The 25,311-nt window shown below is 63.6% G+C and carries 27 protein-coding genes; 18 read left to right on the top strand and 9 right to left on the bottom strand.

Annotated features, from left to right (window positions below):
* The first annotated feature begins 6 nt into the window (after positions 1-6).
* From AU465_RS01360 to AU465_RS01345, 4 genes are all read left to right on the top strand, one after another.
* A complete protein-coding gene (locus tag AU465_RS01360; protein WP_192243270.1) occupies positions 7-1,257 on the top strand; it encodes a Zn-dependent hydrolase in 1,251 nt (416 codons plus the stop codon).
* 169 nt (positions 1,258-1,426) lie between these two features.
* Positions 1,427-1,792: an endonuclease domain-containing protein gene (locus AU465_RS01355; RefSeq protein ID WP_192243268.1), complete on the top strand. Its 366-nt coding sequence runs from the start codon at positions 1,427-1,429 to the stop codon at positions 1,790-1,792.
* 80 nt (positions 1,793-1,872) lie between these two features.
* Positions 1,873-3,324, top strand: a complete 1,452-nt coding sequence (hydA, locus tag AU465_RS01350) for a dihydropyrimidinase (protein WP_192243266.1) — start codon at positions 1,873-1,875, stop codon at positions 3,322-3,324.
* A 2-nt stretch (positions 3,325-3,326) separates the two neighbouring features.
* Entirely contained in the window at positions 3,327-3,704 is a 378-nt protein-coding gene (locus tag AU465_RS01345) for a hypothetical protein (RefSeq protein ID WP_312891172.1), read from the top strand.
* Between the two features lie 23 nt (positions 3,705-3,727).
* On the opposite strand, the gene AU465_RS01340 is transcribed toward AU465_RS01345, so the two are convergent.
* Entirely contained in the window at positions 3,728-4,132 is a 405-nt protein-coding gene (locus AU465_RS01340; RefSeq protein WP_192243263.1) for a cupin domain-containing protein, read from the bottom strand.
* Positions 4,133-4,248: 116 nt separating this feature from the next.
* Here AU465_RS01340 and AU465_RS01335 point away from each other — a divergent pair, with 116 nt between their 5' ends.
* From AU465_RS01335 to AU465_RS01320, 4 genes are read left to right on the top strand one after another with little or no spacing between them, the layout of a single operon-like run.
* Positions 4,249-5,040: an ABC transporter ATP-binding protein gene (locus AU465_RS01335; protein ID WP_192243261.1), complete on the top strand. Its 792-nt coding sequence runs from the start codon at positions 4,249-4,251 to the stop codon at positions 5,038-5,040.
* 3 nt (positions 5,041-5,043) lie between these two features.
* The gene (locus AU465_RS01330) at positions 5,044-5,922 is read left to right on the top strand and encodes an ABC transporter permease (protein WP_192243259.1); all 879 of its coding nucleotides are present in this window, start codon (positions 5,044-5,046) and stop codon (positions 5,920-5,922) included.
* Entirely contained in the window at positions 5,919-7,073 is a 1,155-nt protein-coding gene (locus tag AU465_RS01325; protein ID WP_192243257.1) for an ABC transporter permease, read from the top strand. Before AU465_RS01330 ends, AU465_RS01325 begins: the two co-directional genes overlap by 4 nt.
* A gap of 39 nt (positions 7,074-7,112) precedes the next feature.
* Positions 7,113-8,084 (top strand): ABC transporter substrate-binding protein, encoded by a 972-nt coding sequence (locus AU465_RS01320; protein WP_192243255.1) that lies wholly within the window; start codon positions 7,113-7,115, stop codon positions 8,082-8,084.
* 139 nt (positions 8,085-8,223) lie between these two features.
* On the opposite strand, the gene AU465_RS01315 is transcribed toward AU465_RS01320, so the two are convergent.
* Positions 8,224-8,682, bottom strand: a complete 459-nt coding sequence (locus AU465_RS01315; RefSeq protein ID WP_126093047.1) for an Lrp/AsnC family transcriptional regulator — start codon at positions 8,680-8,682, stop codon at positions 8,224-8,226.
* Between the two features lie 123 nt (positions 8,683-8,805).
* Here AU465_RS01315 and AU465_RS01310 point away from each other — a divergent pair, with 123 nt between their 5' ends.
* Positions 8,806-10,089: a cystathionine gamma-synthase family protein gene (locus AU465_RS01310; RefSeq protein ID WP_192243253.1), complete on the top strand. Its 1,284-nt coding sequence runs from the start codon at positions 8,806-8,808 to the stop codon at positions 10,087-10,089.
* Between the two features lie 163 nt (positions 10,090-10,252).
* On the top strand, positions 10,253-10,699 hold the full coding sequence (locus AU465_RS01305; RefSeq protein WP_192243251.1) for a CHRD domain-containing protein: 447 nt from the start codon (positions 10,253-10,255) through the stop codon (positions 10,697-10,699).
* 152 nt (positions 10,700-10,851) lie between these two features.
* On the opposite strand, the gene AU465_RS01300 is transcribed toward AU465_RS01305, so the two are convergent.
* The 3 genes from AU465_RS01300 to AU465_RS01290 form a co-directional block, all read right to left on the bottom strand.
* Positions 10,852-12,501: a thiamine pyrophosphate-binding protein gene (locus AU465_RS01300; RefSeq protein WP_192243249.1), complete on the bottom strand. Its 1,650-nt coding sequence runs from the start codon at positions 12,499-12,501 to the stop codon at positions 10,852-10,854.
* Positions 12,498-13,673 (bottom strand): CaiB/BaiF CoA transferase family protein, encoded by a 1,176-nt coding sequence (locus AU465_RS01295; RefSeq protein WP_192243247.1) that lies wholly within the window; start codon positions 13,671-13,673, stop codon positions 12,498-12,500. The genes AU465_RS01300 and AU465_RS01295 overlap by 4 nt, the downstream gene beginning before the upstream one ends.
* Before the next feature lie 113 nt (positions 13,674-13,786).
* Positions 13,787-14,746 carry an alpha/beta fold hydrolase gene (locus AU465_RS01290; protein ID WP_192243245.1) on the bottom strand — a complete coding sequence of 320 codons (960 nt, stop codon included), beginning with the start codon at positions 14,744-14,746 and terminating at the stop codon, positions 13,787-13,789.
* 207 nt (positions 14,747-14,953) lie between these two features.
* On the opposite strand from AU465_RS01290, the gene AU465_RS01285 reads away from it, so the two are divergent.
* On the top strand, positions 14,954-15,964 hold the full coding sequence (locus AU465_RS01285) for a ribonuclease T2 family protein (RefSeq protein WP_192243243.1): 1,011 nt from the start codon (positions 14,954-14,956) through the stop codon (positions 15,962-15,964).
* Between the two features lie 13 nt (positions 15,965-15,977).
* On the opposite strand, the gene AU465_RS01280 is transcribed toward AU465_RS01285, so the two are convergent.
* Entirely contained in the window at positions 15,978-17,255 is a 1,278-nt protein-coding gene (locus AU465_RS01280) for a GGDEF domain-containing protein (protein WP_312891171.1), read from the bottom strand.
* Positions 17,256-17,520: 265 nt separating this feature from the next.
* Here AU465_RS01280 and ettA point away from each other — a divergent pair, with 265 nt between their 5' ends.
* The 5 genes from ettA (at position 17,521) to AU465_RS01255 (ending at position 21,786) form a co-directional block, all read left to right on the top strand.
* Positions 17,521-19,170, top strand: a complete 1,650-nt coding sequence (gene ettA, locus AU465_RS01275; RefSeq protein WP_192243241.1) for an energy-dependent translational throttle protein EttA — start codon at positions 17,521-17,523, stop codon at positions 19,168-19,170.
* A gap of 63 nt (positions 19,171-19,233) precedes the next feature.
* Positions 19,234-19,482, top strand: a complete 249-nt coding sequence (locus AU465_RS01270) for a DUF6290 family protein (protein WP_192243239.1) — start codon at positions 19,234-19,236, stop codon at positions 19,480-19,482.
* Positions 19,479-19,745, top strand: a complete 267-nt coding sequence (locus tag AU465_RS01265) for a type II toxin-antitoxin system RelE family toxin (RefSeq protein WP_192243237.1) — start codon at positions 19,479-19,481, stop codon at positions 19,743-19,745. The genes AU465_RS01270 and AU465_RS01265 overlap by 4 nt, the downstream gene beginning before the upstream one ends.
* Entirely contained in the window at positions 19,742-20,533 is a 792-nt protein-coding gene (tam, locus tag AU465_RS01260; protein ID WP_376774800.1) for a trans-aconitate 2-methyltransferase, read from the top strand. The genes AU465_RS01265 and tam overlap by 4 nt, the downstream gene beginning before the upstream one ends.
* A 131-nt stretch (positions 20,534-20,664) precedes the next feature.
* The gene (locus AU465_RS01255) at positions 20,665-21,786 is read left to right on the top strand and encodes a beta-ketoacyl-ACP synthase III (protein ID WP_192243235.1); all 1,122 of its coding nucleotides are present in this window, start codon (positions 20,665-20,667) and stop codon (positions 21,784-21,786) included.
* A 5-nt stretch (positions 21,787-21,791) separates the two neighbouring features.
* Here AU465_RS01255 and AU465_RS01250 read toward each other — a convergent pair whose 3' ends face one another.
* Both AU465_RS01250 and AU465_RS01245 read right to left on the bottom strand, forming a co-directional pair.
* Positions 21,792-22,358 carry a methyltransferase family protein gene (locus tag AU465_RS01250; RefSeq protein WP_192243233.1) on the bottom strand — a complete coding sequence of 189 codons (567 nt, stop codon included), beginning with the start codon at positions 22,356-22,358 and terminating at the stop codon, positions 21,792-21,794.
* Positions 22,359-22,498: 140 nt separating this feature from the next.
* Positions 22,499-22,921, bottom strand: a complete 423-nt coding sequence (locus AU465_RS01245) for a tautomerase family protein (RefSeq protein WP_192243231.1) — start codon at positions 22,919-22,921, stop codon at positions 22,499-22,501.
* Positions 22,922-23,022: 101 nt separating this feature from the next.
* Between AU465_RS01245 and AU465_RS01240 the strand changes: the two genes are divergently transcribed.
* Both AU465_RS01240 and AU465_RS01235 read left to right on the top strand, forming a co-directional pair.
* Entirely contained in the window at positions 23,023-23,712 is a 690-nt protein-coding gene (locus AU465_RS01240; protein ID WP_246505804.1) for a TetR/AcrR family transcriptional regulator, read from the top strand.
* Positions 23,687-24,304, top strand: coding sequence for an MOSC domain-containing protein (locus tag AU465_RS01235; protein ID WP_192243229.1), 618 nt, complete (start codon positions 23,687-23,689; stop codon positions 24,302-24,304). The genes AU465_RS01240 and AU465_RS01235 overlap by 26 nt, the downstream gene beginning before the upstream one ends.
* Here AU465_RS01235 and AU465_RS01230 read toward each other — a convergent pair.
* On the bottom strand, positions 24,292-25,263 hold the full coding sequence (locus tag AU465_RS01230; RefSeq protein ID WP_192243227.1) for an aminotransferase class IV: 972 nt from the start codon (positions 25,261-25,263) through the stop codon (positions 24,292-24,294). The two genes, AU465_RS01235 and AU465_RS01230, sit on opposite strands and share 13 nt — an antisense overlap.
* Between the last annotated feature and the right edge of the window lie 48 nt (positions 25,264-25,311).

Raw genomic sequence — 25,311 nt, 5'->3', positions numbered from 1 at the left:
CTTTGAATGGCCGCCCCCGGCGAGAATCTGCGTATCAATTCAGACCGTTTGTGGGACTCCTTGATGGAGATGGCGAAGATCGGCCCCGGCATTGCCGGCGGCAACAATCGCCAGACGCTCACCGATTCCGACAGAGAAGGCCGCGAGCTCTTCAAATCCTGGTGCGACGAGGCCGGGCTCACGATGGGCGTGGACCAGATGGGCACCATGTTCATGACGCGCGCCGGCACCGATCCGGACGCGCTGCCCGTCTATGTCGGCTCCCATCTCGACACCCAGCCGACAGGCGGCAAATATGACGGCGTGCTTGGCGTGCTCTCAGGGCTCGAGGTCGTGCGCTCGCTCAACGATCTCGGCATCAAGACCAAGCATCCGATCGTCGTCACCAACTGGACGAACGAGGAGGGCGCGCGCTTCGCCCCGGCCATGCTCGCTTCCGGCGTGTTCGCGGGCGTCCACACCCAGGACTACGCCTATGCCCGCAAGGATCTCGATGGCTTGACCTTCGGCGACGAGCTGAAGCGGATCGGCTGGGTCGGCGACGAGAAGGTCGGCGCGCGCAAGATGCAAGCCTATTTCGAATACCACATCGAGCAGGGACCGATCCTCGAAGCCGAGAACAAGCAGATCGGCGTGGTCACCCACTGCCAGGGCCTGTGGTGGCTGGAATTCACGCTGACCGGGAGGGAGGCGCATACCGGCTCGACGCCGATGAACATGCGCGTCAATGCAGGGCTGGCCATGGCGCGCATCCTGGAGATGGTGCAGACGGTCGCGATGCAGAACCAGCCCGGCGCCGTCGGCGGGGTCGGGCAGGTGAAGTTCTCGCCCAATTCGCGCAACGTTTTGCCGGGCACGGTGATCTTCACCGTCGACATCCGTTCGCCCGATCAAGCCAAGCTCGACGGCATGCGCGCCCGCATCGAGAAGGAAGCGCCGAAGATCTGCGAGCCGCTCGGCGTCAAATGCTCGGTCGAGGCCGTTGGCCATTTCGATCCCGTGACCTTCGATCCGACGCTGGTCGGCCGTGTGCGCACGGCCGCCGAAAAGCTCGGCTACAGCCACATGAACCTCATTTCGGGCGCCGGCCACGACGCCTGCTGGGCGGCCAAGGTGGCGCCGGCGACCATGGTCATGTGCCCCTGCGTCGGCGGCCTCAGCCACAACGAGGCCGAGGACATCTCCAAGGAGTGGGCGGCGGCAGGCGCCGACGTGCTGTTCCACGCGGTGGTCGAGACAGCGGGGATTGTGGAGTGAAGCGGCGGCGCTGTACCCCCACCCCTAACCCCTCCCCACAAGGGGGAGGGGGACTGGCATCGCCGCCGCTTTCTCCGGTAGCGCAGCACTTTAATAGTGGGATGATGATAGCGCGGCGCCAAACCTCCCTCCCCCTTGTGGGGAGGGATTGAGGGTGGGGGTACTCGCCTTGGCACCGACCGCGATCGACCCGACCATGATCACGCGCGCAAGGGCGCTGCGCCGAAACATGACGGAGGGCGAACGCAAGCTCTGGTCTGAGTTGAAAGAGTTTCGTCGCCTTTATGGGCTGCATGCCAGGAAACAGGCACCTATCGGGCCATACATCGTGGACTTCGTCCTGCATGAGAAGGGCGTAGTCATCGAGGTGGATGGCGAACACCATTTCACGCCGGAGCGGATGGAGAAGGACCAAAAACGTGACGCCTGGCTTGGCCAGCAAGGCTATCGCGTGCTCAGATTTTCTACTGGCGAACTGGCGGAATCCTTCGACGGTTGTGTGGAAGAGATATTGCGGGAAGTTGGCGTGATGTAGTGTCGGCCCCCCACGTCTCGTATGTTTTGAACAACTAAAGCGCTCCGAAGAAGCGCAGCAAGAAAAAGGGAACAAGAGAAATGACCAAAGTCATCAAGAACGGCACCATCGTCACGGCTGACCGCACCTGGAAAGCCGACGTCGTGTTCAGCCACGGCAAGATTATCGCCATCGGCACGGATCTGCATGGCGATCACGAGTTCGACGCCACCGGCTGCTACGTCATGCCGGGCGGCATCGATCCGCATACCCATCTCGAAATGCCCTTCATGGGCACCTATTCGGCCGACGATTTCGAATCGGGCACGCGCGCGGCGCTTTCCGGCGGCACGACCATGGTCGTCGATTTCTGCTTGCCGGCGCCGCAGCAGTCGCTGCTCGAGGCGCTGCAGATGTGGGACAACAAGACGTCGAAGGCGTCCTGCGACTATTCCTTTCACATGGCCATCACCTGGTGGGGGAAGCAGGTGTTCGACGAGATGGCGACCGTGGTCGACAGGGGCATCACCTCGTTCAAGCACTTCATGGCCTACAAAGGCGCGCTGATGGTCGACGACGACGAGATGTATGCGTCGTTTCAGCGCTGCGCCGATCTCGGCGCGCTGCCGCTCGTCCATGCCGAGAACGGCGATGTGGTTGCCGCGCTCTCGCAGAAGCTGCTTGCGGCCGGCAACAACGGCCCGGAAGGCCATGCCTATTCGCGCCCGCCGGAAGTGGAGGGCGAGGCCACAAATCGCGCCATCATGATCGCCGACATGGCCGGTGTGCCGCTCTATGTGGTGCATGTCTCCTGCGAGCAGAGCCACGAGGCCATCCGCCGCGCCCGCCAGAAGGGCATGCGGGTATTCGGCGAGCCGCTGATCCAGCACCTGACGCTCGACGAGACCGAGTATTTCAACAAGGACTGGGACCATGCGGCGCGCCGCGTGATGAGCCCTCCCTTCCGCAGCAAGTGGCACCAGGATTCGCTGTGGGCAGGCCTGCAGGCCGGCTCGCTGCAGGTGGTGGCGACTGACCACTGCTCCTTCACCACCAAGCAGAAGCGCAACGGCGTCGGCGACTTCACCAAGATCCCGAACGGCACCGGCGGCCTCGAGGATCGCTTGCCCATCCTGTGGACCACCGGCGTGAACACCGGACGGCTGACGATGAACGAGTTCGTGGCGGTGACCTCGACCAACATCGCCAAGATCCTCAACATGTATCCGAAGAAGGGCGCGATCGTCGAAGGCGCGGACGCCGACATCGTGGTCTGGGATCCGAAGCGCAAGAAGACGATCTCGGCCAAGAAGCAGCAGTCGGTGATCGACTACAATGTCTTCGAAGGTTTCGAGGTGACCGGCCTGCCGCGCTTCGTCTTCTCGCGCGGCGAGCTCTCGATCGAAGAGTCCGACGTCAAGGTCAAGATCGGCCACGGCGAGTTCGTCGCGCGCGAGCCGAACGCCGCGGTCAACCGGGCGCTGTCGACCTGGAAGGAGATCAGCGCGCCGCGCAAGGTGGAGCGTTCCGGCATTCCGGCGACCGGAGTTTGAGCGTGCGCGCAGCTCCCCTTTTCGTCGCGGCAGCCATGCTGCTGGCCGCCGGCCAGGCCTTTGCGGCCGGCATCGACCTCTCCAAGCCTTACGGCAACAAATCCGGCTGCATCAACAAGAACGGCCAGGAAGTCTATGCCGAGGACATGCTGCTCCTGACCAGCGAGGCATTTGTCACGGTGGCGAGCGCCTGCACCTTCACCGACAAGAAGCCCCAGGCGGATGGCTCCCTTTTGGTGACAGCGCAGTGCGAGGCGGAAGGCGAGGAGGGGCAGACGCCTGCCCATTTCACCATCAAGCGCAGCGCCAAGAGCCCGAAGAAGCTGGTGATTGCCGGCGAGGACGGCACCGTGATGGGCGAAGTCTCCCGGTGCAAATGACGGCGAGAGCCCATCCTTCAGCTTCAGGCGACCAACGCATCCAGTTCCGGCAGCAGGACCACGCTTTCCTGCTCGTTGGGATCGGTGCGGGCGATGACCGCCGAAGAGGGCGCGCCGCTCAGATTGGCCGGCAGATGCGGCACGCCAGCCGGGATGTAGAAGAGGTCGCCGGCCTTGACGAGGATATGATGCTCAAGCCGGTCGCCGTACCAAGTATGGACCTCGCCGGAGAGCACATAGATCGCCGTCTCGTGGTTCTCATGCATATGCGCCTTGGCGCGGGCGCCGGGCGGGATGGTGAGAAGATGCATGCAGATGCCGGAAGAGCCGACGGTCTCGGCGGCAATACCGGCGAAATAGCTCAGCCCCTGCTTGCCTTCATAAGTGCTTTCAGGGCGAATAAGATGACAAGTGGATTTAGGCGACATCGGCAAGGCTCCGGGCGTCGATCGAATGGGACTGGACGAGTGGAAAACAACATCGACGCAAAAGCAACGGGATTTCATCCTGCGCGGCAGCGGCTGCGAAAGGCAGGTTTCTGCCAATGAGCGGACAGTCGCCAGCCGTCGTCTCGGCAAGCAAACTCGGCCTCACCTTCCAGACCAATGATGGTCCGGTACAGGCACTGTCCAATGTCGATCTCACCATTGGCAAGGGCGAATTCGTATCGTTCATCGGGCCGTCTGGCTGTGGCAAGACCACCTTGCTGCGCGTCATTGCCGATCTGGAGAAGCCGACGGCGGGGGCCATCTCGGTCAACGGCATGACGCCCGAGCAGGCGCGCGAAAGCCGAGCCTACGGCTATGTCTTCCAGGCGGCAGCCCTGTTTCCGTGGCGCACGATCGAACGCAACGTGGCGCTGCCGCTGGAGATCATCGGCCTCTCCAAGGCGGAGCAGGCGGACCGCATCAAGCGCACCATGGAACTCGTCAACCTGTCTGGTTTCGAGAAGAAATATCCCTGGCAGTTGTCGGGTGGCATGCAGCAGCGCGCCTCGATCGCTCGCGCGCTGGCCTTCGATGCCGACCTGCTTTTGATGGACGAGCCGTTCGGCGCGCTCGACGAGATCGTGCGCGACCATCTGAACGAGCAGCTTCTCTCGCTTTGGGACCGGACCAACAAGACGATCTGCTTCGTCACCCACTCGATCCCCGAGGCGGTCTATCTGTCGACGCGCATCGTGGTGATGTCGCCGCGGCCGGGCCGTGTCACCGACATCATCGAATCGACCTTGTCCAGGAAGCGGCCGCTCGACATCCGCGAAACGCCGGAATTCCTGGCGATCGCGGCGCGCGTGCGCGACGGCCTGCGGGCCGGCCACTCCTACGAGGACTAAGGAATGGACTCCTTCCGTTCCAAGATCATCCCCGTCACCACCATCCTCGTCGGCGTGGTGGCGATCTGGTATGTCTTTGCCGTTATCCTCAACGCGCCGTTCCAGCGCGATCTCGACCAGCGCGCAAACGAGACGCCCGGCGCGGTCGAATTCATCGGCAAGACGCTGTCGCAGCCGAAGCCGACGCTGCCGGCGCCGCACCAGGTGGCGGTAAACTTCTTCCAGAATACCTTCCTGCGCAGCGTCACCTCCAACCGAAGCCTGATCTACAACGCCTGGGTGACGCTGTCCTCGACGCTGCTCGGCTTTGCTTTCGGCACGGCGCTCGGCATCGTCATCGCGGTCGGCATCGTGCATGTGGCGACGCTCGACTGCAGCCTGATGCCGTGGATCATCGCCTCGCAGACCATTCCGATCCTGGCGGTGGCGCCGATGATCATCGTGGTGCTGGCGGCGATCGGCATCACCGGCCTGATCCCGAAGGCGCTGATCTCGACCTATCTGTCCTTCTTCCCGGTCGCGGTCGGCATGGTGAAGGGCCTGCGCTCGCCCGAGCTCATGCATCTCGATCTTATGCACACCTATAATGCCAGCGCCTCGCAGACCTTCTGGAAACTTCGCGTCCCGGCCTCCGTGCCGTTCCTGTTCACCTCGATGAAGGTGGCGGTCGCGGCAAGCCTCGTCGGCGCCATTGTGGGCGAACTGCCGACCGGCGCGGTCGCCGGAATCGGCGCGAAGTTGCTGGCAGGCGCCTACTACAGCCAGTCCATCGACATCTGGTCGGCGCTGGTCGCCGGTTCAGTGGTTGCTGCGCTGCTGGTGATGGTGGTCGGCATTGCCGGCCGCCTGGTCGACCGCGCCATGGGCGGGAGGCCGGCATGATCTGGCTGAAACCATCCTGGCAAGCAGTGCTTGCGATCCTCCTTTGCCTGGTGGCCTTCGCGCTTGGCGCGATGTCGAAACCGGAAGCGGCCGCGCTGGCTGAGCCCGCTGCGACGATCGCCTACCCGTATATGGACACGAAGGGTCTGATCCTCGCGCTGCTGCTGATCGCGGCGCTGGTTTCCACGGTGAGACTGGCGCCACTTGTCGAAGGCGTCGTGCTGTTCGTTGGCGCCCATATTGCCGCCTGGCTGCTGATCAAAGGCATAGGCGGCTTCGAGGGCACTGCGTTGGCGCCTTACTTTTTGGCTCTCGCAGCCGCCTGGTTGCTTGCCTGGCGCTGCGTGGGCCTCCTGTCTTCGCTAAGGCCCGCGGCCAATGGGGCGAAGACTGCATTGCGCCTGGTCATCCCGGCGATCTTCGGCGCCTGGATCCTGATCATCTGGGAAGCGGTGACGCGCGGCGCCGGCATTCCCTTCATCCTTTTGCCGCCGCCGAGCGCCATCGGCGCGCGTATCGCCAACTCGCTGCCGATCCTGGGGTCGGACGTTCGGCAGACGATCTTCAAGGCGGTGCTGATCGGTTACATCGTCGGCAGCTTCGCCGGCTTCATCGTCGCCATCCTCGCCGACCGTGTGCCGTTCCTGCGGCGCGGGCTGCTGCCGATCGGCAACATGGTGTCGGCGCTGCCGATCATCGGCGTCGCGCCGATCATGGTCATGTGGTTCGGCTTCGACTGGCCCTCCAAGGCGGCGGTCGTCATCATCATGACCTTCTTTCCGATGCTGGTGAACACGGTCGCCGGGCTTGCCGCCTCCGGCCATATGGAGCGCGACCTGATGCGCACTTATGCCTCGGGTTATTGGCCGACCTTGCTGAAGCTCAGGCTGCCGGCGGCAATGCCGTTCATCTTCAATGCGCTGAAGATCAACTCGACGCTGGCGCTGATCGGCGCCATCGTCGCGGAGTTCTTCGGCACGCCTGTTGTCGGCATGGGATTCCGCATTTCGACGGAAGTCGGGCGGATGAACATCGACATGGTTTGGGCCGAAATCGCAGTTGCAGCACTGGCGGGTTCGGTCTTTTATGGCGTGGTCGCTCTCGTCGAAAGAGCCGTCACGTTTTGGCATCCCTCTGTCCGTGGTGGATAGGGGCGGTGGGTTTGGGTGCTAACTTCAGAGGGTAAAAACATGAAAAGACTTGTAATTTCTGCTTTGGCCGGTGCGATGTCGCTGGCCGCTTTCCAGGCGATGGCCGCCGACAAGGTGACGCTGCAGCTGAAATGGGTCACGCAGGCCCAGTTCGCCGGCTATTATGTCGCCAAGGCCAAGGGCTTCTATGATGCCGAGGGCCTCGACGTCGACATCAAGCCAGGCGGTCCGGATATCGCGCCCGAGCAGGTGATCGCGGGCGGCGGCGCCGACGTCATCGTCGACTGGATGGGCGGCGCGCTCGCTGCCCGCGAAAAGGGCGTGCCGCTGGTCAACATCGCCCAGCCGTTCAAGAAGGCCGGCATGGAGCTGGTCTGCCCGAAGGACGGCCCGATCAAGACCGAAGCCGACTTCAAGGGCCATACGCTCGGCGTCTGGTTCTTCGGCAACGAATATCCGTTCTATGCCTGGATGAACAAGCTCGGCCTCAAGACCGATGGCGGCAAGGACGGCGTCACCGTGCTGAAGCAGAGCTTCGACGTGCAGCCGCTGATCCAGAAGCAGGCGGACTGCATCTCGGTCATGACCTATAACGAGTACTGGCAGCTGATCGACGCCGGCTACAAGCCGGAGCAGCTTACCGTCTTCAACTACTCGGCCATGGGCAACGATCTGCTCGAGGATGGGCTCTACGCGCTGGAAGACAAGCTCAAGGACCCGGCCTTCGAGGACAAGATGGTGCGCTTCGTGCGCGCCTCGATGAAGGGCTGGAAATATGCAGTCGACAACTCGGATGAGGCGGCCGGGATCGTCATGGACAATGGCGGCCAGGACGAGAACCACCAGAAGCGCATGATGGGCGAAGTCGCCAAGCTGATCGACAACGCCGACGGCAAGCTCGATCCGGCGACCTATGAGCGCACCGCCAAGGCGCTGCTCGACCAGAAGATCATCGCCAAGGAGCCGTCGGGCGCCTACACCACCGCGATCACCGACAAGGCGATCAAGTAGGCCGACTAAAGCGCGTCGTGTCTGAATGGATTCAGGCGACGCGCTTTAAGTTGTCGTTTATGCATGTCGTTACCCCAAAACCGCTGCGCACTTTGGGCGACATGCACTGACGGCACATCCTGATTTTGAGAACGGCGCCTCAGAGGCGCCGTTCCTTTATGGTGTTCATGACGAAGCTGGTCTCGATCGAGGCGACACATTTCAGCCGCGCGATCTTTTCCTTGATGAAGCGCTCGTACTGTTCGAGGCTTCCTGCCACGACCTTCAGCACATAATCGCGCGAGCCGGTGACGAGGTGGCATTCCAGGACCTCTTCCCAGCCGCGGATCGCTTCCTCGAACATAACGATCTCGTCCTCGTTCTGGCGGCTGAGCCGGATGGTGGCGATGGCAACCATGCCCCAGCCGAAGGCGGCCGGATCGACCAGCGCGGTGTAGCCCCTGATAACTCCGGCTTCCTCCAGCCGCCGCACGCGCCTCAGGCAGGGTGACGGCGACAGACCGATCCGCTCGGCAAGCTCGTTGTTGGTGATGCGGGCGTCGGCTTGCAGTTCGCGCAGGATCTTGCGGTCGAAATCGTCGGCTATCTTCTGCTGCACTTTCGGCTTCTCCGGGCAATATATTGCGGAAATGCGGCCACAAGAGCGCAAAAATAGCAAGGACTGCATGATCGGGATCGCATAAATTGCGGTGCGACACTCCTCGAAAAGCAGGAAAAAGCCATGACCGCGCCGCGCCCTTCGAAAACCCATATCGGCAACCACAAGCTCCACCCGGAGACGCTGATGCTGAGCTATGGCTTCGATCCGCAGCTTTCGGAGGGCGCCGTCAAGCCGCCGGTGTTCCTCACCTCGACCTTCGTGTTCAAATCGGCCGAAGAGGGACGCGATTTCTTCGACTACACCTCCGGCCGCAAGGAACCTCCGAGCGGCGCGGCTTCCGGTCTGGTCTATTCGCGCTTCAACCATCCCAACAGCGAGATCGTCGAGGACCGGCTGGCGATTTATGAGGGGACGGACGCCTGCATCCTGTTCTCGTCCGGCATGTCGGCGATCGCGACGACACTTTTCGCCTATGCTCGCCCGGGCGACGTCATCCTGCATTCACAGCCGCTCTATGGCGGCACCGAGACCCTTCTGACGCGCACGCTCGCCGGCTTCGGCATAGAGGCTGTCGCGTTCGCCGACGGCGTCGACGAGGCGGCGGTGCGCTTGGCTGCCGAAACGGCCGTCGGCAAGGGCCGCGTGTCGGTCATCCTGATCGAGACACCGTCAAACCCGACCAACAGCCTTGTCGACATTGCGCTGATGCGGAGGATCGCCGACGAGATCGGCGTCCGGCAAGGAACGACGCCGATCATCGTCTGTGACAACACCCTGCTCGGCCCGGTATTCCAGCGGCCTATCGAACACGGGGCCGATGTTTCGGTCTATTCGCTGACCAAATATGTCGGCGGCCATTCCGACCTGATCGCGGGTGCCGCCATGGGCAGCAAGGCGGTCACCAAGCCGATCAAGGCGCTGCGCGGCGCGATCGGCACGCAGCTCGACCCCCATTCCTGCTGGATGCTCGGCCGCTCGCTGGAGACGCTGTCGATCCGCATGGAGCGGGCAAACGACAACGCCCGCCTGGTCGCCGAATTCCTGCGCGATCACCCCAAGGTCGAGAAGGTGCATTATCTGCCGTTCCTGAACGAAGAAACCTCCGCCGGCCGCACCTACCGGGCGCAATGCAGTGGCGCCGGCTCCACGTTCTCCTTCGACATTCGCGGCGGCCAGAAGGCCGCCTTCACCTTTCTCAACAGCCTGCAGATATTCAAGCTGGCGGTAAGCCTCGGCGGAACGGAATCGCTGGCCAGCCATCCGGCGGCCATGACCCATTCCGGCATTCCCTACGACGTGCGCCAGCGCATCGGCGTGCTTGAGACCACGGTCAGGCTGTCTATCGGTGTCGAGCACCCGGATGATCTGATCGCGGATCTGGCGCAGGCGCTGGCGGCCGTCTGATCATTGCCTTCGTGGAATCCAGAAGGGGCGGGCGACCGCGCCTTTTTTGTTGGCGCCGGTAAAATATACGTGCGCAGGGAAACAAAGCGCCGGCCAACCGTTGCAATAGAGCATCCGCGCCGGGGGAGCCGTGGCGGATGCGTCAGCCAAACGGAGGTCCTCAATGCGCATCCTATCCCTGTCGCTGCTTTCGGCTTTAGCCGTTTCGACCGCCTTCCTGCTCGCATCGCCGGCCATGGCCGAGACGATGAAGTTCAAGGCGACGCTCGATGGTGGCCAGCAGAACCCGCCTGTCACCACCAAGGGCAAGGGAACTGCCACATTCACATTCAACACCACCAGCAAGAAACTCACCTGGAACGTCAAATATTCCGGCCTCAGCGGGCCGGCGGTGGCCGCTCACATTCACGGCCCGGCCGCGATGGGTCAAAGCGCGGACCCGGTAATCCCGTTCAAGAAGCTCAAGAGCCCGATCAAAGGATCGGCGACATTGACCGATGCGCAAGCCACCGACCTCGAGGCCGGCAAGTACTATGTCAACGTCCACACCAAGGCGAATCCGGACGGTGAGATCCGCGGGCAGATCGAGAAGGCCGCCGGATCGATGTAGCGGACTTTCCGCAGCCAGGAACGAGGCGGGCAACCGCCTCGTTTTGCTAGAGCAGTTCGTCGGTTCGCGAAACGCCGAACTGCTCTGACTATTTGTTTTTGCGCAATTCCGGACGGAAAACCGTTACACACTTTTCCTGGAATTACTTCGTCTCACGACTTGTCGCGGATCTGGGTCAATGTGCGGGTCGGGGTGATCGCTTCGGGATCGAGCCTGATCTCGACGATCGCCGGCTTGCCGCTGGCGCGTGCGCGCTCGAAGGCGGCAGCGAAGTCTTCGGTCTTCTCGACCGTCTCGCCATGGCCGCCACAGGCGCGGGCGAGAGCGGCGAAGTCCGGGTTCTTGAGGTCGGTGGCGACGACCCGGCTCGGATATTCCCGCTCCTGGTGCATGCGGATCGTGCCGTAGATGCCGTTGTTGACGACGACCACGATGATCGGCAGGCCGTATTGCACGGCGGTCGCGAACTCCTGCCCGTTCATCAGGAAGCAGCCGTCACCGGCGAAGGCGATGACCTCGCGGTCCGGGTGCAGCGCCTTGGCGGCTACGGCCGCCGGCGTGCCGTAGCCCATCGAGCCGGAGGTCGGCGCCGCCTGCGTGGCGAAGCGGCGGAAGCGATGGAAGCGGTGCACCCAGGTGGCGTAATTGCCGGCGCCGTTGGTGAGGATGGCGTCCTCCGGCAGTGCTTTTTCCAGGTAGTTCATGATCGGCCCCATCTGGACGGCGCCGGGGCCGGTCTGCGGTGGCGTCGACCATTCGAGATAGGCGGCGTGAGCTTTCGCCGTCTCGTCCGCCCATGACGGCGTGCCGGCCGGCCTTCGCTTGGCGAAAGCCTCGACGAAAGCCGACGGCGAGGCGTTGATCGCCAGGGTCGGCCGGTAGACGCGGCCGAGCTCGCCGGCATCGGCGTGGACATGCACCAGCGCCTGGTCGGGGTAGGGGCTCTTGAGCAGTGTGTAGTCGGAAGAGGGCATCTCGCCCATGCGGCCGCCGATAAGCAGCACGACGTCGGCCGCCTTGATCTGCGCCGCCAGCTTGGGATTGATGCCGATGCCGACATCGCCGGCGTAGTTCGCATGAAGATGGTCGAACAGCATCTGGCGGCGGAAGGAGCAGCCGACGGGAAGCGACCATGTCTCGGCGATCGTCTGCATCCGCGCCACCGCTTTCTCATCCCAGCGCGTGCCACCGAGAATGACGAACGGACGCTTGGCGCCGGCGAGCAGCATTTCCAGCGCGTCGATCTCGGCCTCACCGGGGCGCGTCTCGACCGGCGTGTGCGGAAGGGCTTCCGGCGCCTCGACCTCGCTGGTCAGCATGTCCTCTGGCAGTGAGATGACGACCGGGCCGGGGCGGCCTGACGTCGCCACCGCGAAGGCGCGGGTGACGAATTCCGGGATGCGCGAGGCATCGTCGATCTCGACCACCCATTTGGCGATGTCGCCGAAGAAACGCTTGTAGTCGACCTCCTGAAACGCCTCGCGCTCCTTGGCGTGGCTGGCGACCTGGCCGATGAACAGGATCAGCGGCACCGAATCCTGCATGGCGATGTGGATGCCGGCCGAAGCGTTGGTGGCGCCGGGGCCGCGGGTGACGAAGCAGATACCGGGCTTGCCGGTCAGGCGCCCCTGGCAGTCGGCCATCATTGCCGCACCGCCTTCCTGGCGGCAGACAATGGTGCGGATCGACGAGTCATGCAGCGCATCGAGCACCGCCAGATAGGATTCGCCGGGAACGCAGAAAATGCGGTCGGTGCCGTTCGCTTCGAGCGCCTCGACGATCAGTTGTCCGCCGGTCTTCATTTTGCTGATCTCTCCAGTTCGGCAAGAATTTCTTGCGTGTGCTCGCCAAGACGAGGCGAGGGGCGCTCATAGACGAGCGGGGTGCCGGACATCACCATCGGCGAACGCACCGAAGGCAGGCGATTGCCGTGGCCGTCGTCGAGGTCGAGCCGCATGCCGCGCGCGATCGTCTGCGGGTCGGCGAACATCTGGCCGATGGTGTTGATCGGGCTTGCGGGCACGCTTGCCGCTTCGAGCTTCGCCAAAAGCGGGTCGCGATCCCAGGTCGCCAGCGTTTCGATGATCAGTTCGCGCAGCTTCGCGCGGTTGGTGACGCGGGCGGGGTTGGTGGCGAAATCCGGATTGGCGGGCAGGTCGGTGAGACCGACCACGGCGCAGAACTTGGCGAACTGGCCGTCATTGCCGACCGCCAGGATGATGTGCCCGTCCTTCACCGGCAGCACCTCGTAGGGCGCGATGTTCATATGCGCGTTACCCATCTGCACAGGCGACTTGCCGGAGACGAGATAGTTGAGGTTCTGGTTGCCCAGCGCCGAAATCTGGCTGTCGAACAGCGCCATGTCGACATGCTGGCCTTCGCCGGTTTTTTCCGCGTGGCGAAGTCCCGCCTGGATGGCGATCACCGAATAGAGACCGGTGAACAGATCGGAGATTGCGACGCCTGCCTTCTGCGGCTCGCGGCCAGGCTCGCCGGTGATCGACATCATGCCGGCCATCGCCTGGATGATGAAATCATAGCCCGCGCGCGGCGCGTAGGGGCCGTCCTGGCCGAAGCCGGTGATCGAGCAATAGACGAGGCGCGGATTGATCGTCTTCAGGCTCTCATAGTCGAGGCCGTATTTCTTGAGGCCGCCGAGCTTGAAGTTTTCGATCAGCACGTCCGCTGTGGCAACGAGGCGGCGCAGCGTGTCGGCGCCCTCCGGCTTGGAGAAATCGATGGCGACCGAGCGCTTGCCGCGATTGCAGGAATGATAATAGGCCGCCGACAGGTTCTCGCCGTCATGGCTCATGACGAAGGGCGGCCCCCATTTGCGGGTGTCGTCGCCGCCGTCCGGGCTCTCGACCTTGATGACATCGGCGCCGAGATCGGCGAGCAACTGCCCGGCCCAGGGTCCCGCCAGGATGCGGGCGAGTTCGATAACGCGAATGCCTTTCAGCGGAGGCTCAGTCATGGATCACCGTGGTTTGATGAAGCGCAGCCTAGAATCCTGCTTTGTGCATGTCGTTATCCCAAAACCGCTGCGCACTTTTGGGCGACATGCACTATCAATCGTAGCCGGCTGTGTCACGGCTCATGCTGTGGGCCACGCCAGTCAGACTTCAGCGCGCTGTCTGCCCAGGCGGCGAAATCGCCCATAATGATGTCGCGGTTGATCTCGTTCAGGCTTTCGTGGCGGGTGTCGGCGTAAACCTTTGAAACCAGATTCGAAAAGCCCATTCGGTCCATGCGCCGGGCGAGATGGTGAACCGCCTTGCCATAGTCCGACGCCGGGTCCTTCTCGCCGCCGACCAGATTGACGAAGAGGTCGCGGCGCACGCCGGCAAAGCTGGAATCCTTGCCGCCGTGAAGCGCCATCTTGACCACATCGCGCCACATCGAGATGGAGGCATCCCAGCCGCAGAGCGGATCGGCGATGTATTTGTCGACCTCGGCCGGATCGCGCGACAGCCAGTCGAACAAGGTCCGGTGGTCGGGCACGGCCTTGCCCCAGGCCTGGAAGGTGAGCCTCGGCAGCAGGCGCGACGGCACGTCGGACCCCAGTCGCATCCGCTCCCAGCCGAGAATACCCAACGCCAACTGGCCGAGCAGGCCTTGCGAGAAATTTCCGTTCCAGATCGCTGCGGCATGAACACGCTCGGAATGGCGCAGGACGAAATTCAACGCGATCGAGGCGCCGAGCGAATGGCCGAAGACGATGACCGGCAATCCCGGATGCTCGGAGGCGATCAGGTCGTGGACGGCGCCGACATCCGCAATCACCTTGGCGATGCCGTCGACGTCGGCGAACCTGCCGAGCGGCGCATCGGGCGCCTTTGTCGCGCCATGGCCGCGATGGTCATGGGCGTAGACATGGAAGCCGCGCGGGGCGAGGAATTCGGCAAAGCGGGCATAGCGCTCCGCATGCTCGGCCAGGCCATGGTTGATCTGGATCGCCGCGCGCGGATTTCCACCGGCATGCTTCACATAGATGCATAGGTCGGCCCCGGTCGGTGAGGCCAGCCTGGTCTGCTTGTCGAATGGCATATCTCGCTCCCTTCGGGACTGATGGGCGAGGGTTTCGGCGGCGTCAAGAGAGCAGCGCCCGCGTGGACCAGGTTGACAGTATGCGCAGGAGCTGAAGCGTTCACCTGGGGATTATTTTCGCGCGGTGAAAAAGATCGCAATTCTGACACGTCGCCCGTTCTATTGTGACGAATCCAATACGGTTCGATGATCGCCGGGAGAGCGGGAATGCGGGTTTGGGCACTATGGGGTTCGGTCTTGTTGGCTGCGGCCGGCGCCGGCGCGGCGAAGGCCGACGTCAAGATGAGCGGCACTTTCGTGGCCGAGAGCGCCTGTCCGGCGACGCAGGCCATCAAGAGCGGCAAGAACCCCGGCGACGTGTCCACCGAAGCAGGACAAAGCTATCAGCTTCTGGCCGGCAACAAGGATGAGCCGACCCACTATCTCATCCAGGTTCCGGGCGCCGATCCGGAGCGGCGTTGGGTGAAGATCAGCTGCGGCCACGTCACCGGCGGCAGCGCGTCGGCCACGCCGTCGCCTGCCGGCCAGACCAAGCCGTCGCAGCCTGGTTCCGGCAAGCCTGAATATGTCTTCGCGCTGAGCTGGCAGCCCGCCTTCTGCGAGACCAAGGCCAGCAAGCCCGAATGCAAGGCGCAGAACCCCAGCGAGTTCGATGCTTCCCACTTCACGCTGCATGGGTTGTGGCCGCAGCCGAACGGCAATTTCTATTGCCAGGTGTCGGCGGGCGACAAGGCCAACGACAATCCCGCGCATTGGGGGGATTTGCCACCCGTCGATCTCGACGCCAACACGCGCGCCGAGCTCGACCAGGTGATGCCTGGCACGGCCTCCAAGCTCGAACGCCACGAATGGATCAAGCACGGCACCTGCTACGGCAAGAGCCAGCAGGAGTATTTCTCCGACGCGCTCGATCTGATGCGTGCGGTGAACGCCTCGCCGGTGCGCGATCTCTTCACCAAGAGCATCGGCAAGCAGCTGACATCGGACCAGATCCGCGATGCCTTCGACCAGGCCTTCGGCAAGGGTGCCGGCGAGCGCGTGCGCGTCTCCTGCCTTGTCGATCCGTCGAGCGGCCGGCGGCTGATCGGCGAGCTGACGCTCGGTCTCTCCGGTCCGATCGGCCCTGACAGCAAGCTCGCCGACCTGCTCAAGGCCTCGGCGCCGACGGGTAAGGCCGGCTGCCCGAAGGGCACGGTCGACGCGATCGGGTTCCAGTAGGCCGGCAGCCGGGTTAGGCGGTCTTTGGGGTCGCCTCACGGGCGCCGGCCTCGCTGCCCGGTTCGCCGATCACGCGGTCTCGGCCGCTCGACTTGGCCTTGTAGAGGCGCTGGTCGGCAAGCGCGAAGATGTCGGCCAGGCAGCGCGTCGTCTCGCTGACGGTGGAGACGCCGGCGCTTACCGTTATGTTGAAGCGGCTGGTGTGCGTCGAGGTCTTGACCGCGTTCCTGATGCCTTCGCCGAGCAGCTTCGCTAGTGCATGCGGCTGCGGGCACAGGATCGCAAACTCCTCGCCGCCGATCCTGAACACCTGCTTTTCGCTGCCGACGGTCTCGATCAACACGGCCGCGACCGATTTCAGCACCTTGTCGCCTTCGGCGTGGCCGAACCGGTCGTTGATCGACTTGAAGTGGTCGACGTCGACGATGAGCAGGCTGAGCGGTCTGGCGGTCCGGATGCCCGCCGCGACAGCCGCCTCGCCGTCGGCATCGAAGCTGCCGCGGTGCAGCAGCCCGGTGAGCCCGTCGCGGCCGACATGCTTGACCAGCGCCTCGTAGCGTTCGCGATAGGTGAGGGTGTCGAAGATGTCGGAGAGGCCGCGCGGCAGCGTGATGTCGTGGTCCTCGACCCACCTGAGATAGGCGACGAGCATGCCGCTGTAAGCGAGCGCCGCCGCCATCTTGGCGAACCACCCGCCGAAGAAGACCTCGATCGGTGCGCCGGCGACGAAATGCAGCGCGGTGAAGAAACCCGCCTGGTCGAATGTGAGCACACAGGCGACGCAGGCGAGGATACGGGCGAAAGGCATGTGGCGCAGATAGGCGCCGAGCTTTTCGTAGAGCAGGATGATCAAAATGGCGTCGACGAAGAGCAGCGAGGTGCCCCACACCATCAGCCAACCCATCTCGTCGACGAAGCCGATATCCGGCATCCTGCCGTCGGGAAGCGGGGAGATCGCATGCAGGCGCAGGATCAGCACCAGTCCGATCATCAGCGCATTGCCGAGCAGCAGGCCGTAGATGGGCTGACGGACGGTCGCCGCGTCCTCCTTCATGTATAGCAGGAGCAGCATCACCAGCTTGCCGGAGAACAGCACGGCCGAACCCGGCGAGACCATGCCGAAGGGCAGCGCAACGTAGAAGACGCTGGCGAGGTAGGTTTCGAGGAAGTGCATGACGCCGATAGCGCAGACGAACACGCCAAGCCCGATGCGGCGCCGGAAGCGGAAGAGCGTGACCATGGCGCCGAAGTAGAGAACCGCTTCGGCAAGGAGCAGGACAGCGTTCAGCACTGCGTCGATCCGATCTTTCCCGAAATCGCGCCCTCACACGATTTTGCTCACCTGTCATCGTTTTGACGGCGAATGGTTAACCGCTGCTTTCGTCAGCCCGGACGGGGCGACGAAAAGATCGATACCAGGGACGGGTGCTCCAGCCCGGCGAAAGCTCCGGGACAAATTGCGGCATGCCGAAAGCGATTGCCGTTCGGCGCTTCATCGCCTACATAGCGCGCAACCCCCATTCAACCTGACACCTCAGTTTCCAGGGAAAGCACGCGTGGCTCGCCAGTTCATCTATCACATGTCCGGCCTGTCGAAGGCCTACGGCACCAAGAAGGTGCTCGATAACATCCACCTGTCCTTCTATCCGGACGCCAAGATCGGCATTCTCGGCCCCAACGGCTCGGGTAAGTCGACCATCCTGCGCATCATGGCCGGGCTCGACAAGGAGTATCAGGGCGAGGCCTGGCTGGCCGAGGGCGCGACCGTGGGCTACCTCGCGCAGGAGCCGCAGCTCGATGCAAGCAAGACAGTGCGCGAAAACGTCATGGACGGCGTCGCCAGGAAGACCGCCATCATCGAGCGCTACAACGAGCTGATGATGAACTATTCCGACGAGACGGCGGACGAGTCGGCCAAGCTCCAGGACGAGATGGATCGCCTCAACCTGTGGGACCTCGAGCAGCAGGTCGAGATGGCGATGGACGCGCTGCAGTGTCCGCCGGCCGATTCCGAGGTGACCAACCTGTCGGGCGGCGAGCGTCGCCGCGTGGCGCTCTGCCGGCTGCTCCTGGAGCAGCCCGACCTTTTGCTGCTCGACGAGCCGACCAATCATCTCGACGCCGAGACCACGCAATGGTTGGAAAAGCACCTGCGCGACTATCCGGGCTCGGTGCTGATCATCACCCACGATCGCTACTTCCTCGACAACGTCACCGGCTGGATCCTCGAGCTCGATCGCGGCCGCGGCATCCCCTATGAGGGCAACTACACCAAATATCTCGACGCCAAGGCCAAGCGCCTGATCCAGGAAGGCCGCGAGGACGATTCCCGCCAGAAGGCGATCTGGCGTGAGCGCGAGTGGATCCAGTCCTCGCCGAAGGCGCGCCAGACCAAGTCCAAGGCGCGTATCAAGGCCTATGAGGAACTGGTCGAGCAATCGCAGAACCGCAAGCCGACCGACACGCAGATCGTCATCCCGGCAAGCGAGCGCCTCGGCAATGTCGTCATCGAGGTCGAGGGCCTCAACAAGGGTTTCGGCGACGAGCTGTTGATCGAGAACCTGTCGTTCAGGCTACCGCCGGGCGGCATCGTTGGCGTCATTGGCCCGAACGGCGCCGGCAAGACGACGCTTTTCAAGACGTTCACCGGCCAGGAAAAACCGGATGCCGGCTCGATCCGCATCGGCGAAACGGTCAAGCTCGGCTATGTCGACCAAAGCCGCGACGCGCTCGACCCGAACAAGACGGTCTGGGAAGAGATCTCCGGCGGCGCCGAGGTCATCAAGCTCGGCAAGCACGAGGTCAACAGCCGCGCCTACTGCTCGTCCTTCAACTTCCGCGGCGGCGACCAGCAGCAGAAGGTCGGCAACCTTTCGGGCGGCCAGCGCAACCGCGTGCATCTGGCCAAGATGCTGAAGGGCGGCGGCAATGTGCTGCTGCTCGACGAACCGACCAACGACCTCGACACCGAAACGCTGAGCGCGCTGGAAGACGCGCTCGAAGCCTATGCCGGCTGCGCGGTCATCATCAGCCACGACCGCATGTTCCTCGACCGCATGGCGACCCACATGCTCGCTTTCGAGGGCGACGCGCATGTCGAATGGTTCGAAGGCAACTTCGAGGAATATGAGAAGGACAAGCTCCGCCGCCTGGGCGCGGAAGCGGCGACCCCGCACCGCATGACGCACAAGCGGCTGACGCGGTAGGGCGTCCCGATCCGTTGCAGGCATCCGCTATTTGACCTAAATTGACCGGATGGAGCTTCCCATATGATCACGGTCGAATTGCCTGAGAGAGCCGAGAAGCTGCTGGCCGCCATGGCCAAGGAAAGCGGCCGTTCGACGGATCAGGTCGTGACAGAAGCCATCCTCGAGGCGATCGAGGATTGGCAGGACGCCAGGATAGCGGACGAACGCCTGAAGGATGACGACGGCGTTCGCGTTCCGCTGGACGACGTGATGCGGAAGCTTGAGCGTCGTGAAGCCGAGGAACGCCGCAAGAAGCCCGCCGCTGAATGAACTGGCGTGTCGAGTTCACGCCAAGAGCCGTGAAAGACATCGAACGGCTGTCGACCAAAGACCAACGCCGCATTCTAGAGTTCCTGAACCAGAGAGTATCGTCGCACCCCAACCCAAAGGCCCTTGCCAAACGGCTGACCGCGACCAGGGAAGAGGCTTGGCGTTTTCGCGTCGGCGACTACAGGGTCATCGCTCAATTCCAGGACAGCCGGCTGATCGTTCTGGTCGTGGAAGTTGGTAATCGTCGCGAAATCTATCGATGAGCAATACCCCCACCGAGATGAAACCCGACTGGTCCGCCGCCCAATATCTGAAATTCGAGGATGAGCGCACGCGACCGGCGCGCGATCTGGCGGCGCAGGTGCCGGTCGACTTTCCGCGCCGCGTCGTCGACATAGGCTGCGGTCCGGGCAATTCGACGGAACTGCTCGTCGAACGCTGGCCGGATGCCGAGGTCAGCGGCTTCGACACCTCGCCCGACATGATCGAGAAGGCGAGGGCGCGGCTGCCCAACGTCAACTTCGCGCTTGCGGATGCTTCCGTCTGGCAGCCGGAAAACCCAGTCGACGTGATCTTCGCCAACGCCGTGTTCCAGTGGCTGCCGGAGCATCCGGCGGTGTTCCGGCCGCTGATGGGATTGCTGGCGCCCGGCGGGGCCTTGGCCATCCAGATGCCCGACAATCTCGGCGAGCCTTCGCATCGGTTGATGCGCGACACGGCGGCCGAGATGCCGTTCTCGGCCAAGCTCAAGGGCGCCGCTCGCGCGCCGCTGCCGCCGGTTTCCTTCTACTACGATCTTCTGTCGCCGCTCGCCGACCGCGTGGATATCTGGCACACGATCTATAACCATCCGCTGGCCGACGCCGAGGCGATCGTCGAATGGGTGAAGGCGACAGGGCTGAAGCCGTTCCTCGATCCGCTCGATGCGGACGAGAAGAAGACTTTCCTCGAAAGCTATACCGCCAAGATCGCAAAGGCCTATCCGAAGACGGCGAACGGCAAGGTGCTGCTGCGTTTCCCTCGCATCTTCATCATCGCCAAGCGCGCCTGACTGTCTTCCGGTCAACTCACCGCGATAGCCGCGCGCAACAGAGGTTTAGGCTGGCATAAACCGGGCAAATGCTTCAAGGGTAGCCGCCGGCTTGCTTCGGAACAAAAGGCCGTGCCTCGGACGGATTGGACATGCATCGCGTCATCATCAGCGGCATCGGCGCCGAAATCCCCGAGCCTGTCATCACCAATGAAGAACTGGTCGAAAGCTTCAACAGCTGGGTCGACACAGAGAATGCGCGCCGCGCCGTCACCGGCGAGACGCCGCTGCAGAAATCGGACAGCGACTTCATCGTGCATGCGTCGGGCGTGCAGACCCGTCATGTGATCGAGCGCCAGGGCATTCTCGACCCGACCCGCATGGCGCCGCGCATTCCAGCGCGGCCGGACGACGCGCTGTCGCTGGAGGCGGAATTCGGCGTCGCTTCAGCCAGAAAGGCGATCGCCCATGCCGGCGTGGAACCGTCGGATATCGATCTGGTGATCTGCTCGGCCTCGCATCATCAGCGGCCTTATCCGGCGATCGCCATCGAGATGCAGGAGGCGCTAGGCACCAAGGGCGCCGGTTTCGACATGGGGCTCGGCTGCTCTTCCGCCGCGGCGGCGCTGCACATCGCGGTCAATCTGGTCAGGGCAGGGGCGCACAAGCGCATCCTGGTGTCGACGCCCGAGATCATAACTGGACATCTCAACTTCCGCGACCGGCAGACGCATTTCATCTTCGGCGACGCCTCCGTCGCCATGATCGTCGAAGGGCTCAGCCAGGGCGAGAAGCGGCCGGGACGCTTCGAGGTGCTCGACACGCGCACCTGGACGCAAATGTCGAACAACATCCGCACCAATCTCGGCTACCACACCCGCACCGCCCAGGATGATCCCTACCAGATCAAACTCGAAGGCAATCTGATCAAGCAGATCGGCAACAAGGTGTTCAAGGAAGTCACTGTCGCCGGCCACAAATTCATCGTCGAGTTCCTGGCCGAGCATGGGCTGACGCCGCAAGGCATCCGCCGCTTCTGGCTGCATCAAGCCAATGCGCGCATGAACGCGATGATCCTGAAACTCGCCTTCGGCCACGATGTCGGCCACGACCGCGCGCCGATGGTGCTGGAACGGCTCGGCAACACGGCGGGCGCCGGCGCGATCGTGGCGCTGTCGGAAAACCATGCCGACATGAAGGCCGGCGATTTCGGCCTGCTCTGCGCCTTCGGCGCCGGCTATTCGATCGGCGGCGCGCTGCTGAGGATGTTGTAACCGGCTCAGGCGGGTGCGAACGGCACCAGCATCGGCACGCGCCTGGCGTAGTCGTCATAGGCGGGTCCGAGCTCTCCGCGCAGGAAGCTCTCTTCCAGCCTGGCCTTGACGACGATGCCTATAAGCAGAAGGGCGGCGCCGGCAACGCCCCAAACGGTGCCCTTCGCCGCCATGGTGGCCAGGATCGAAAGCAGCAGGCCGGTATAGATCGGGTGGCGGACCAGCCGATAAGGCCCGGTGTCGACCACGCGATGATCGGCCTTGGCGGTGACGGTGCCCGACCACAGCCTGCCCAGATGCAGGCGCGCCCACCACGCGAAGGCGATGCCGATGGCGATCAGGGCGACGCAAATCCACGCCTCGGCAAGCGTCGGCGTCCAGAGCCGAAGCCGGCCGACATAGCCATGCGCCGGCACGAACAGCAGGACGGTGCCGGCGAGCCAAAGCACCCGATACCGGGCCTCAGCCCTGAAGCCGGCGCGCTTTTGCACGGGATCGGCCCAGAAAGCTGCAAGCGCCCAGGACACCAGCCAGATCAGCCACAATGCCGCGATTGCAGGTCCGGGTTGCATGGTCAATCCTTATCGTTGCGCCGCCATTAAAGCGAAGCGGCGCAGCGAGCGGCCAGTAAGAACGTCGTGATCGCCACGAACGCAGGACCCGGCCAACGCCGCATCGCGCGTGGGTGTCTCCTCGCGCTGAGGACCCGCGATTATTGCGTGGCGGCCATCGCTGCCGCGACCAGCGCCTCGCCTGAATATTGCCGGCCGCCGATGCCCCAGCCGCCGTCGGGCGCATTGAGGATGTTGATCCAGGTGTTTTCGGGCCTGTGGCCCGGCAAGCAAAGGTCCGCGACGATCCTGGCGGCGGCTGTGATGAATGCCTCTCGCTCCTCGATGGAGGCCAGGCCGATGTTCGGCAATTTCAGCTCCACCATGACGACGGGCCGGTTGGTGCCGCCCGCATAGATGCGATGATTCGGCAGAACATGGACCGTTCCGCCGACGATTGCGGTGAAGAATGAATTCCCGGTGGCTCCGGAAGCTTCGATGAGCGCGGCGCTCAGGCGGGGCAGGATTTCGCGCTCGCCAGCTGCTGTCAGCACGCCTTCGGGCGCGGTCACGGTGATCGGCATGTCGGTTCTCCTTTGCTTGCTGCGGATGGCTCTGACGGCTCGGGTGCTTGCACTTGTCAGGTTACGTATTGATTGTTACGTTACTCGAAACAGGCGAGTCAATGGGTTTCGTATCGATCACTATGGAAAATTTCGAGAAGTCACGTGGAGGCAGGCCGCGCGCATTCGATCCGGAGGCGGCGCTCGACGCCGCGATGCATCTGTTCTGGGAACATGGCTATGAGGCGACCTCGCTTGCCATGCTGCGCGAGGCCATGGGCCTGACGCCACCGCAGATCTACAACGCTTTCGCCGACAAGGAGACGTTGTTCCGTCGGGCGCTGGTGCGCTACCACGAGAAGGAGATCGGGTTTGCGCTGGACGCGCTCAGCGCGCCGGTGCCGGTCAAGGAGGCGATCCGTTTGCTGCTGATGGGAGCGGCTGAGGCCTACACCCGGCCGGGCAAGCCCGGCGGCTGCCTTTTCATCAGCGGCGCGCTGGCGGCCTCGCCGCAGGCGCAAGGCATCGCGGACGAGCTCAAGACATATCGCAAGGCGACCGAAGCGGCGATCGCGGCGCGGCTGGCCAAGGGGCGTGAAGCCGGCGAGTTGCCGGCGGATCTGTCCGTCGAGCGATTGGCCAAGTACCTGACCGGCGTCATGCACGGAATGTCGATCCAGGCGCGCGACGGCGCCTCGGCAGAAGACCTCAGGGCTCTGGCCGAGACCGCTCTTGCCGCCTGGGCAGCCGAAGTGCGACAAGCGGCCGACGCAAAAGGCGGAACCGATGCCGGACCTGTTCTCCACGATTGAAACGCCCGTCGAGATCGTGCCGGGCCGCAAGCTCGCGGCGAGGGCCGCGGCGCTCTACATAGCGCCCTTTGATCATTTCGAGACAAAGCCGGTGGAGGAATTGCGCCTCGGCTTCGACGGCATAGCGGGCGATTTCCATGCCGGCGCGACGCGGCGTTCGGGCGGGCGCGAGCCCTGGTATCCGCGTGGCACCGAGATGCGCAACGAGCGTCAATTGTCGCTTGTCGCAGCAGACGAACTGGCCGTCGTGGCGGAGCGCATGGGCATCGCGGAGATCAAGCCGGAGTGGACCGGCGCCAACCTGCTGATCGAAGGCGTGCCGCGCCTTTCCATGCTGCCGGCAGGCTCGCTCTTGTTCTTCAAGGGTGGGGCGACCATCAAGATCGATGGGCAGAACGGGCCTTGCCGCATCGCCGGCCGCTCGATCGCCGAGAATGCCGGCATGGCCGACCATGAAGCGGGAGCGCTGGTGTTCCCGAAGGCGGCGAAACGGCTGCGCGGCCTCGTCGCCTGGGTCGAGAAGCCGGGCACGATCAGATCCGGCGAGGAGATATCGGTGCGGGTGCCGGAGCAGTGGATCTATCGGGTCTGACGGTAATGCACCGGGTTCGACCAGGCCGGGTCGTCGTGCTTTTGCCAATAGAGCGCCATCAGCCGCCTTGTGATCGCACCGACCTTGCCGTCGGCGATCGGAGTGCCGTCGATCGTCGTGACGGGCATGATGCCGCCGGCGGTCGAGGTGATGAAGACTTCGTCGACTGTCTTGAGCGCGGCCACGCTGACATCCGCCGCTACCGCGGACAGCCCCACCTCGGCGCACAGGTCGAATACGGTGCGGCGCGTGATCCCGGGCAGAACGCCGACTGCGGGCGTCGACAACTTGCCACCCTTGACGCAGAACACATTGAAGCCCGGGCCTTCGGCGACGTTGCCGTTGAAGTCGAGGATCAGCGCGGTGTCGGCGCCGCGGTCGTAGGCATCGTAGAGCCCACGCACCAGGTCAAGCCAGTGGTAGTTCTTAATCGAGGGATCGATCGAGGCGGGCGGGATGCGCACCTTGTCACTGATCGCGACATTGAGGCCGTTTCGCAATTGCTCGGCATTGGCGACCGAGCCGAAAGGGACGGCAAAAGCCATGAACCGGTTGTTCGCCTGACGCGGATCGCGGCTGAAGGTCGGCGAGGCGCCGCGCGTGCATAACATCTCGACATAGGCGGCGCGATGGCCGGACAGCGCGACACAATTGTGAAGGATTTCGGCGACCCCGTCGCGGTCGAACGGGATCGTCATGCGCAGCTTTTCCAGCCCGCCGAAGAAACGGTCGAGATGCAGGTCGAGCCGGAAAAAGCGACCATCCCAGACATGAACCGTGTCGTAGGTGGCGTCCGAGTTCAGGAAACCCCAGTCCAGCACCGAGACCTTGGCCTGCGACATTGGCAGGTATTGGCCGTCGAAGTAAGCCACCCCGTCGGGATAGGTGTGCGGGTCAACATGACGGTCCGAGACGATGGGCGGCGACCCGGACGGTTCGGGGGCGGCGGCTCGGTTCATTTCAGTCCTCCCTCGTTGTTTGCGGCAATGCAGGCTAGCGTTCGGTCC

The sequence above is a fragment of the Mesorhizobium silamurunense genome (assembly GCF_014843905.1).
Taxonomy (GTDB): domain Bacteria; phylum Pseudomonadota; class Alphaproteobacteria; order Rhizobiales; family Rhizobiaceae; genus Mesorhizobium; species Mesorhizobium silamurunense.
Note: the sequence above shows the minus strand (reverse complement) of the source record. Positions and strands in the feature narration are given on the sequence as shown.

Bases quoted from the DNA above. Each gene is read 5' to 3' on its own strand.
- AU465_RS01360 (WP_192243270.1), top strand. From the start codon at position 7: ATGGCCGCCCCCGGCGAGAATCTGCGTATCAATTCAGACCGTTTGTGG.
- hydA (WP_192243266.1), top strand. From the start codon at position 1,873: ATGACCAAAGTCATCAAGAACGGCACCATCGTCACGGCTGACCGCACC.
- AU465_RS01340 (WP_192243263.1), bottom strand. From the start codon at position 4,132: ATGTCGCCTAAATCCACTTGTCATCTTATTCGCCCTGAAAGCACTTAT.
- AU465_RS01335 (WP_192243261.1), top strand. From the start codon at position 4,249: ATGAGCGGACAGTCGCCAGCCGTCGTCTCGGCAAGCAAACTCGGCCTC.
- AU465_RS01330 (WP_192243259.1), top strand. From the start codon at position 5,044: ATGGACTCCTTCCGTTCCAAGATCATCCCCGTCACCACCATCCTCGTC.
- AU465_RS01325 (WP_192243257.1), top strand. From the start codon at position 5,919: ATGATCTGGCTGAAACCATCCTGGCAAGCAGTGCTTGCGATCCTCCTT.
- AU465_RS01320 (WP_192243255.1), top strand. From the start codon at position 7,113: ATGAAAAGACTTGTAATTTCTGCTTTGGCCGGTGCGATGTCGCTGGCC.
- AU465_RS01310 (WP_192243253.1), top strand. From the start codon at position 8,806: ATGACCGCGCCGCGCCCTTCGAAAACCCATATCGGCAACCACAAGCTC.
- AU465_RS01305 (WP_192243251.1), top strand. From the start codon at position 10,253: ATGCGCATCCTATCCCTGTCGCTGCTTTCGGCTTTAGCCGTTTCGACC.
- AU465_RS01300 (WP_192243249.1), bottom strand. From the start codon at position 12,501: ATGAAGACCGGCGGACAACTGATCGTCGAGGCGCTCGAAGCGAACGGC.
- AU465_RS01295 (WP_192243247.1), bottom strand. From the start codon at position 13,673: ATGACTGAGCCTCCGCTGAAAGGCATTCGCGTTATCGAACTCGCCCGC.
- AU465_RS01290 (WP_192243245.1), bottom strand. From the start codon at position 14,746: ATGCCATTCGACAAGCAGACCAGGCTGGCCTCACCGACCGGGGCCGAC.
- AU465_RS01285 (WP_192243243.1), top strand. From the start codon at position 14,954: ATGCGGGTTTGGGCACTATGGGGTTCGGTCTTGTTGGCTGCGGCCGGC.
- AU465_RS01270 (WP_192243239.1), top strand. From the start codon at position 19,234: ATGATCACGGTCGAATTGCCTGAGAGAGCCGAGAAGCTGCTGGCCGCC.
- AU465_RS01265 (WP_192243237.1), top strand. From the start codon at position 19,479: ATGAACTGGCGTGTCGAGTTCACGCCAAGAGCCGTGAAAGACATCGAA.
- tam (WP_376774800.1), top strand. From the start codon at position 19,742: ATGAGCAATACCCCCACCGAGATGAAACCCGACTGGTCCGCCGCCCAA.
- AU465_RS01255 (WP_192243235.1), top strand. From the start codon at position 20,665: ATGCATCGCGTCATCATCAGCGGCATCGGCGCCGAAATCCCCGAGCCT.
- AU465_RS01250 (WP_192243233.1), bottom strand. From the start codon at position 22,358: ATGCAACCCGGACCTGCAATCGCGGCATTGTGGCTGATCTGGCTGGTG.
- AU465_RS01245 (WP_192243231.1), bottom strand. From the start codon at position 22,921: ATGCCGATCACCGTGACCGCGCCCGAAGGCGTGCTGACAGCAGCTGGC.
- AU465_RS01240 (WP_246505804.1), top strand. From the start codon at position 23,023: ATGGGTTTCGTATCGATCACTATGGAAAATTTCGAGAAGTCACGTGGA.
- AU465_RS01235 (WP_192243229.1), top strand. From the start codon at position 23,687: ATGCCGGACCTGTTCTCCACGATTGAAACGCCCGTCGAGATCGTGCCG.
- AU465_RS01230 (WP_192243227.1), bottom strand. From the start codon at position 25,263: ATGAACCGAGCCGCCGCCCCCGAACCGTCCGGGTCGCCGCCCATCGTC.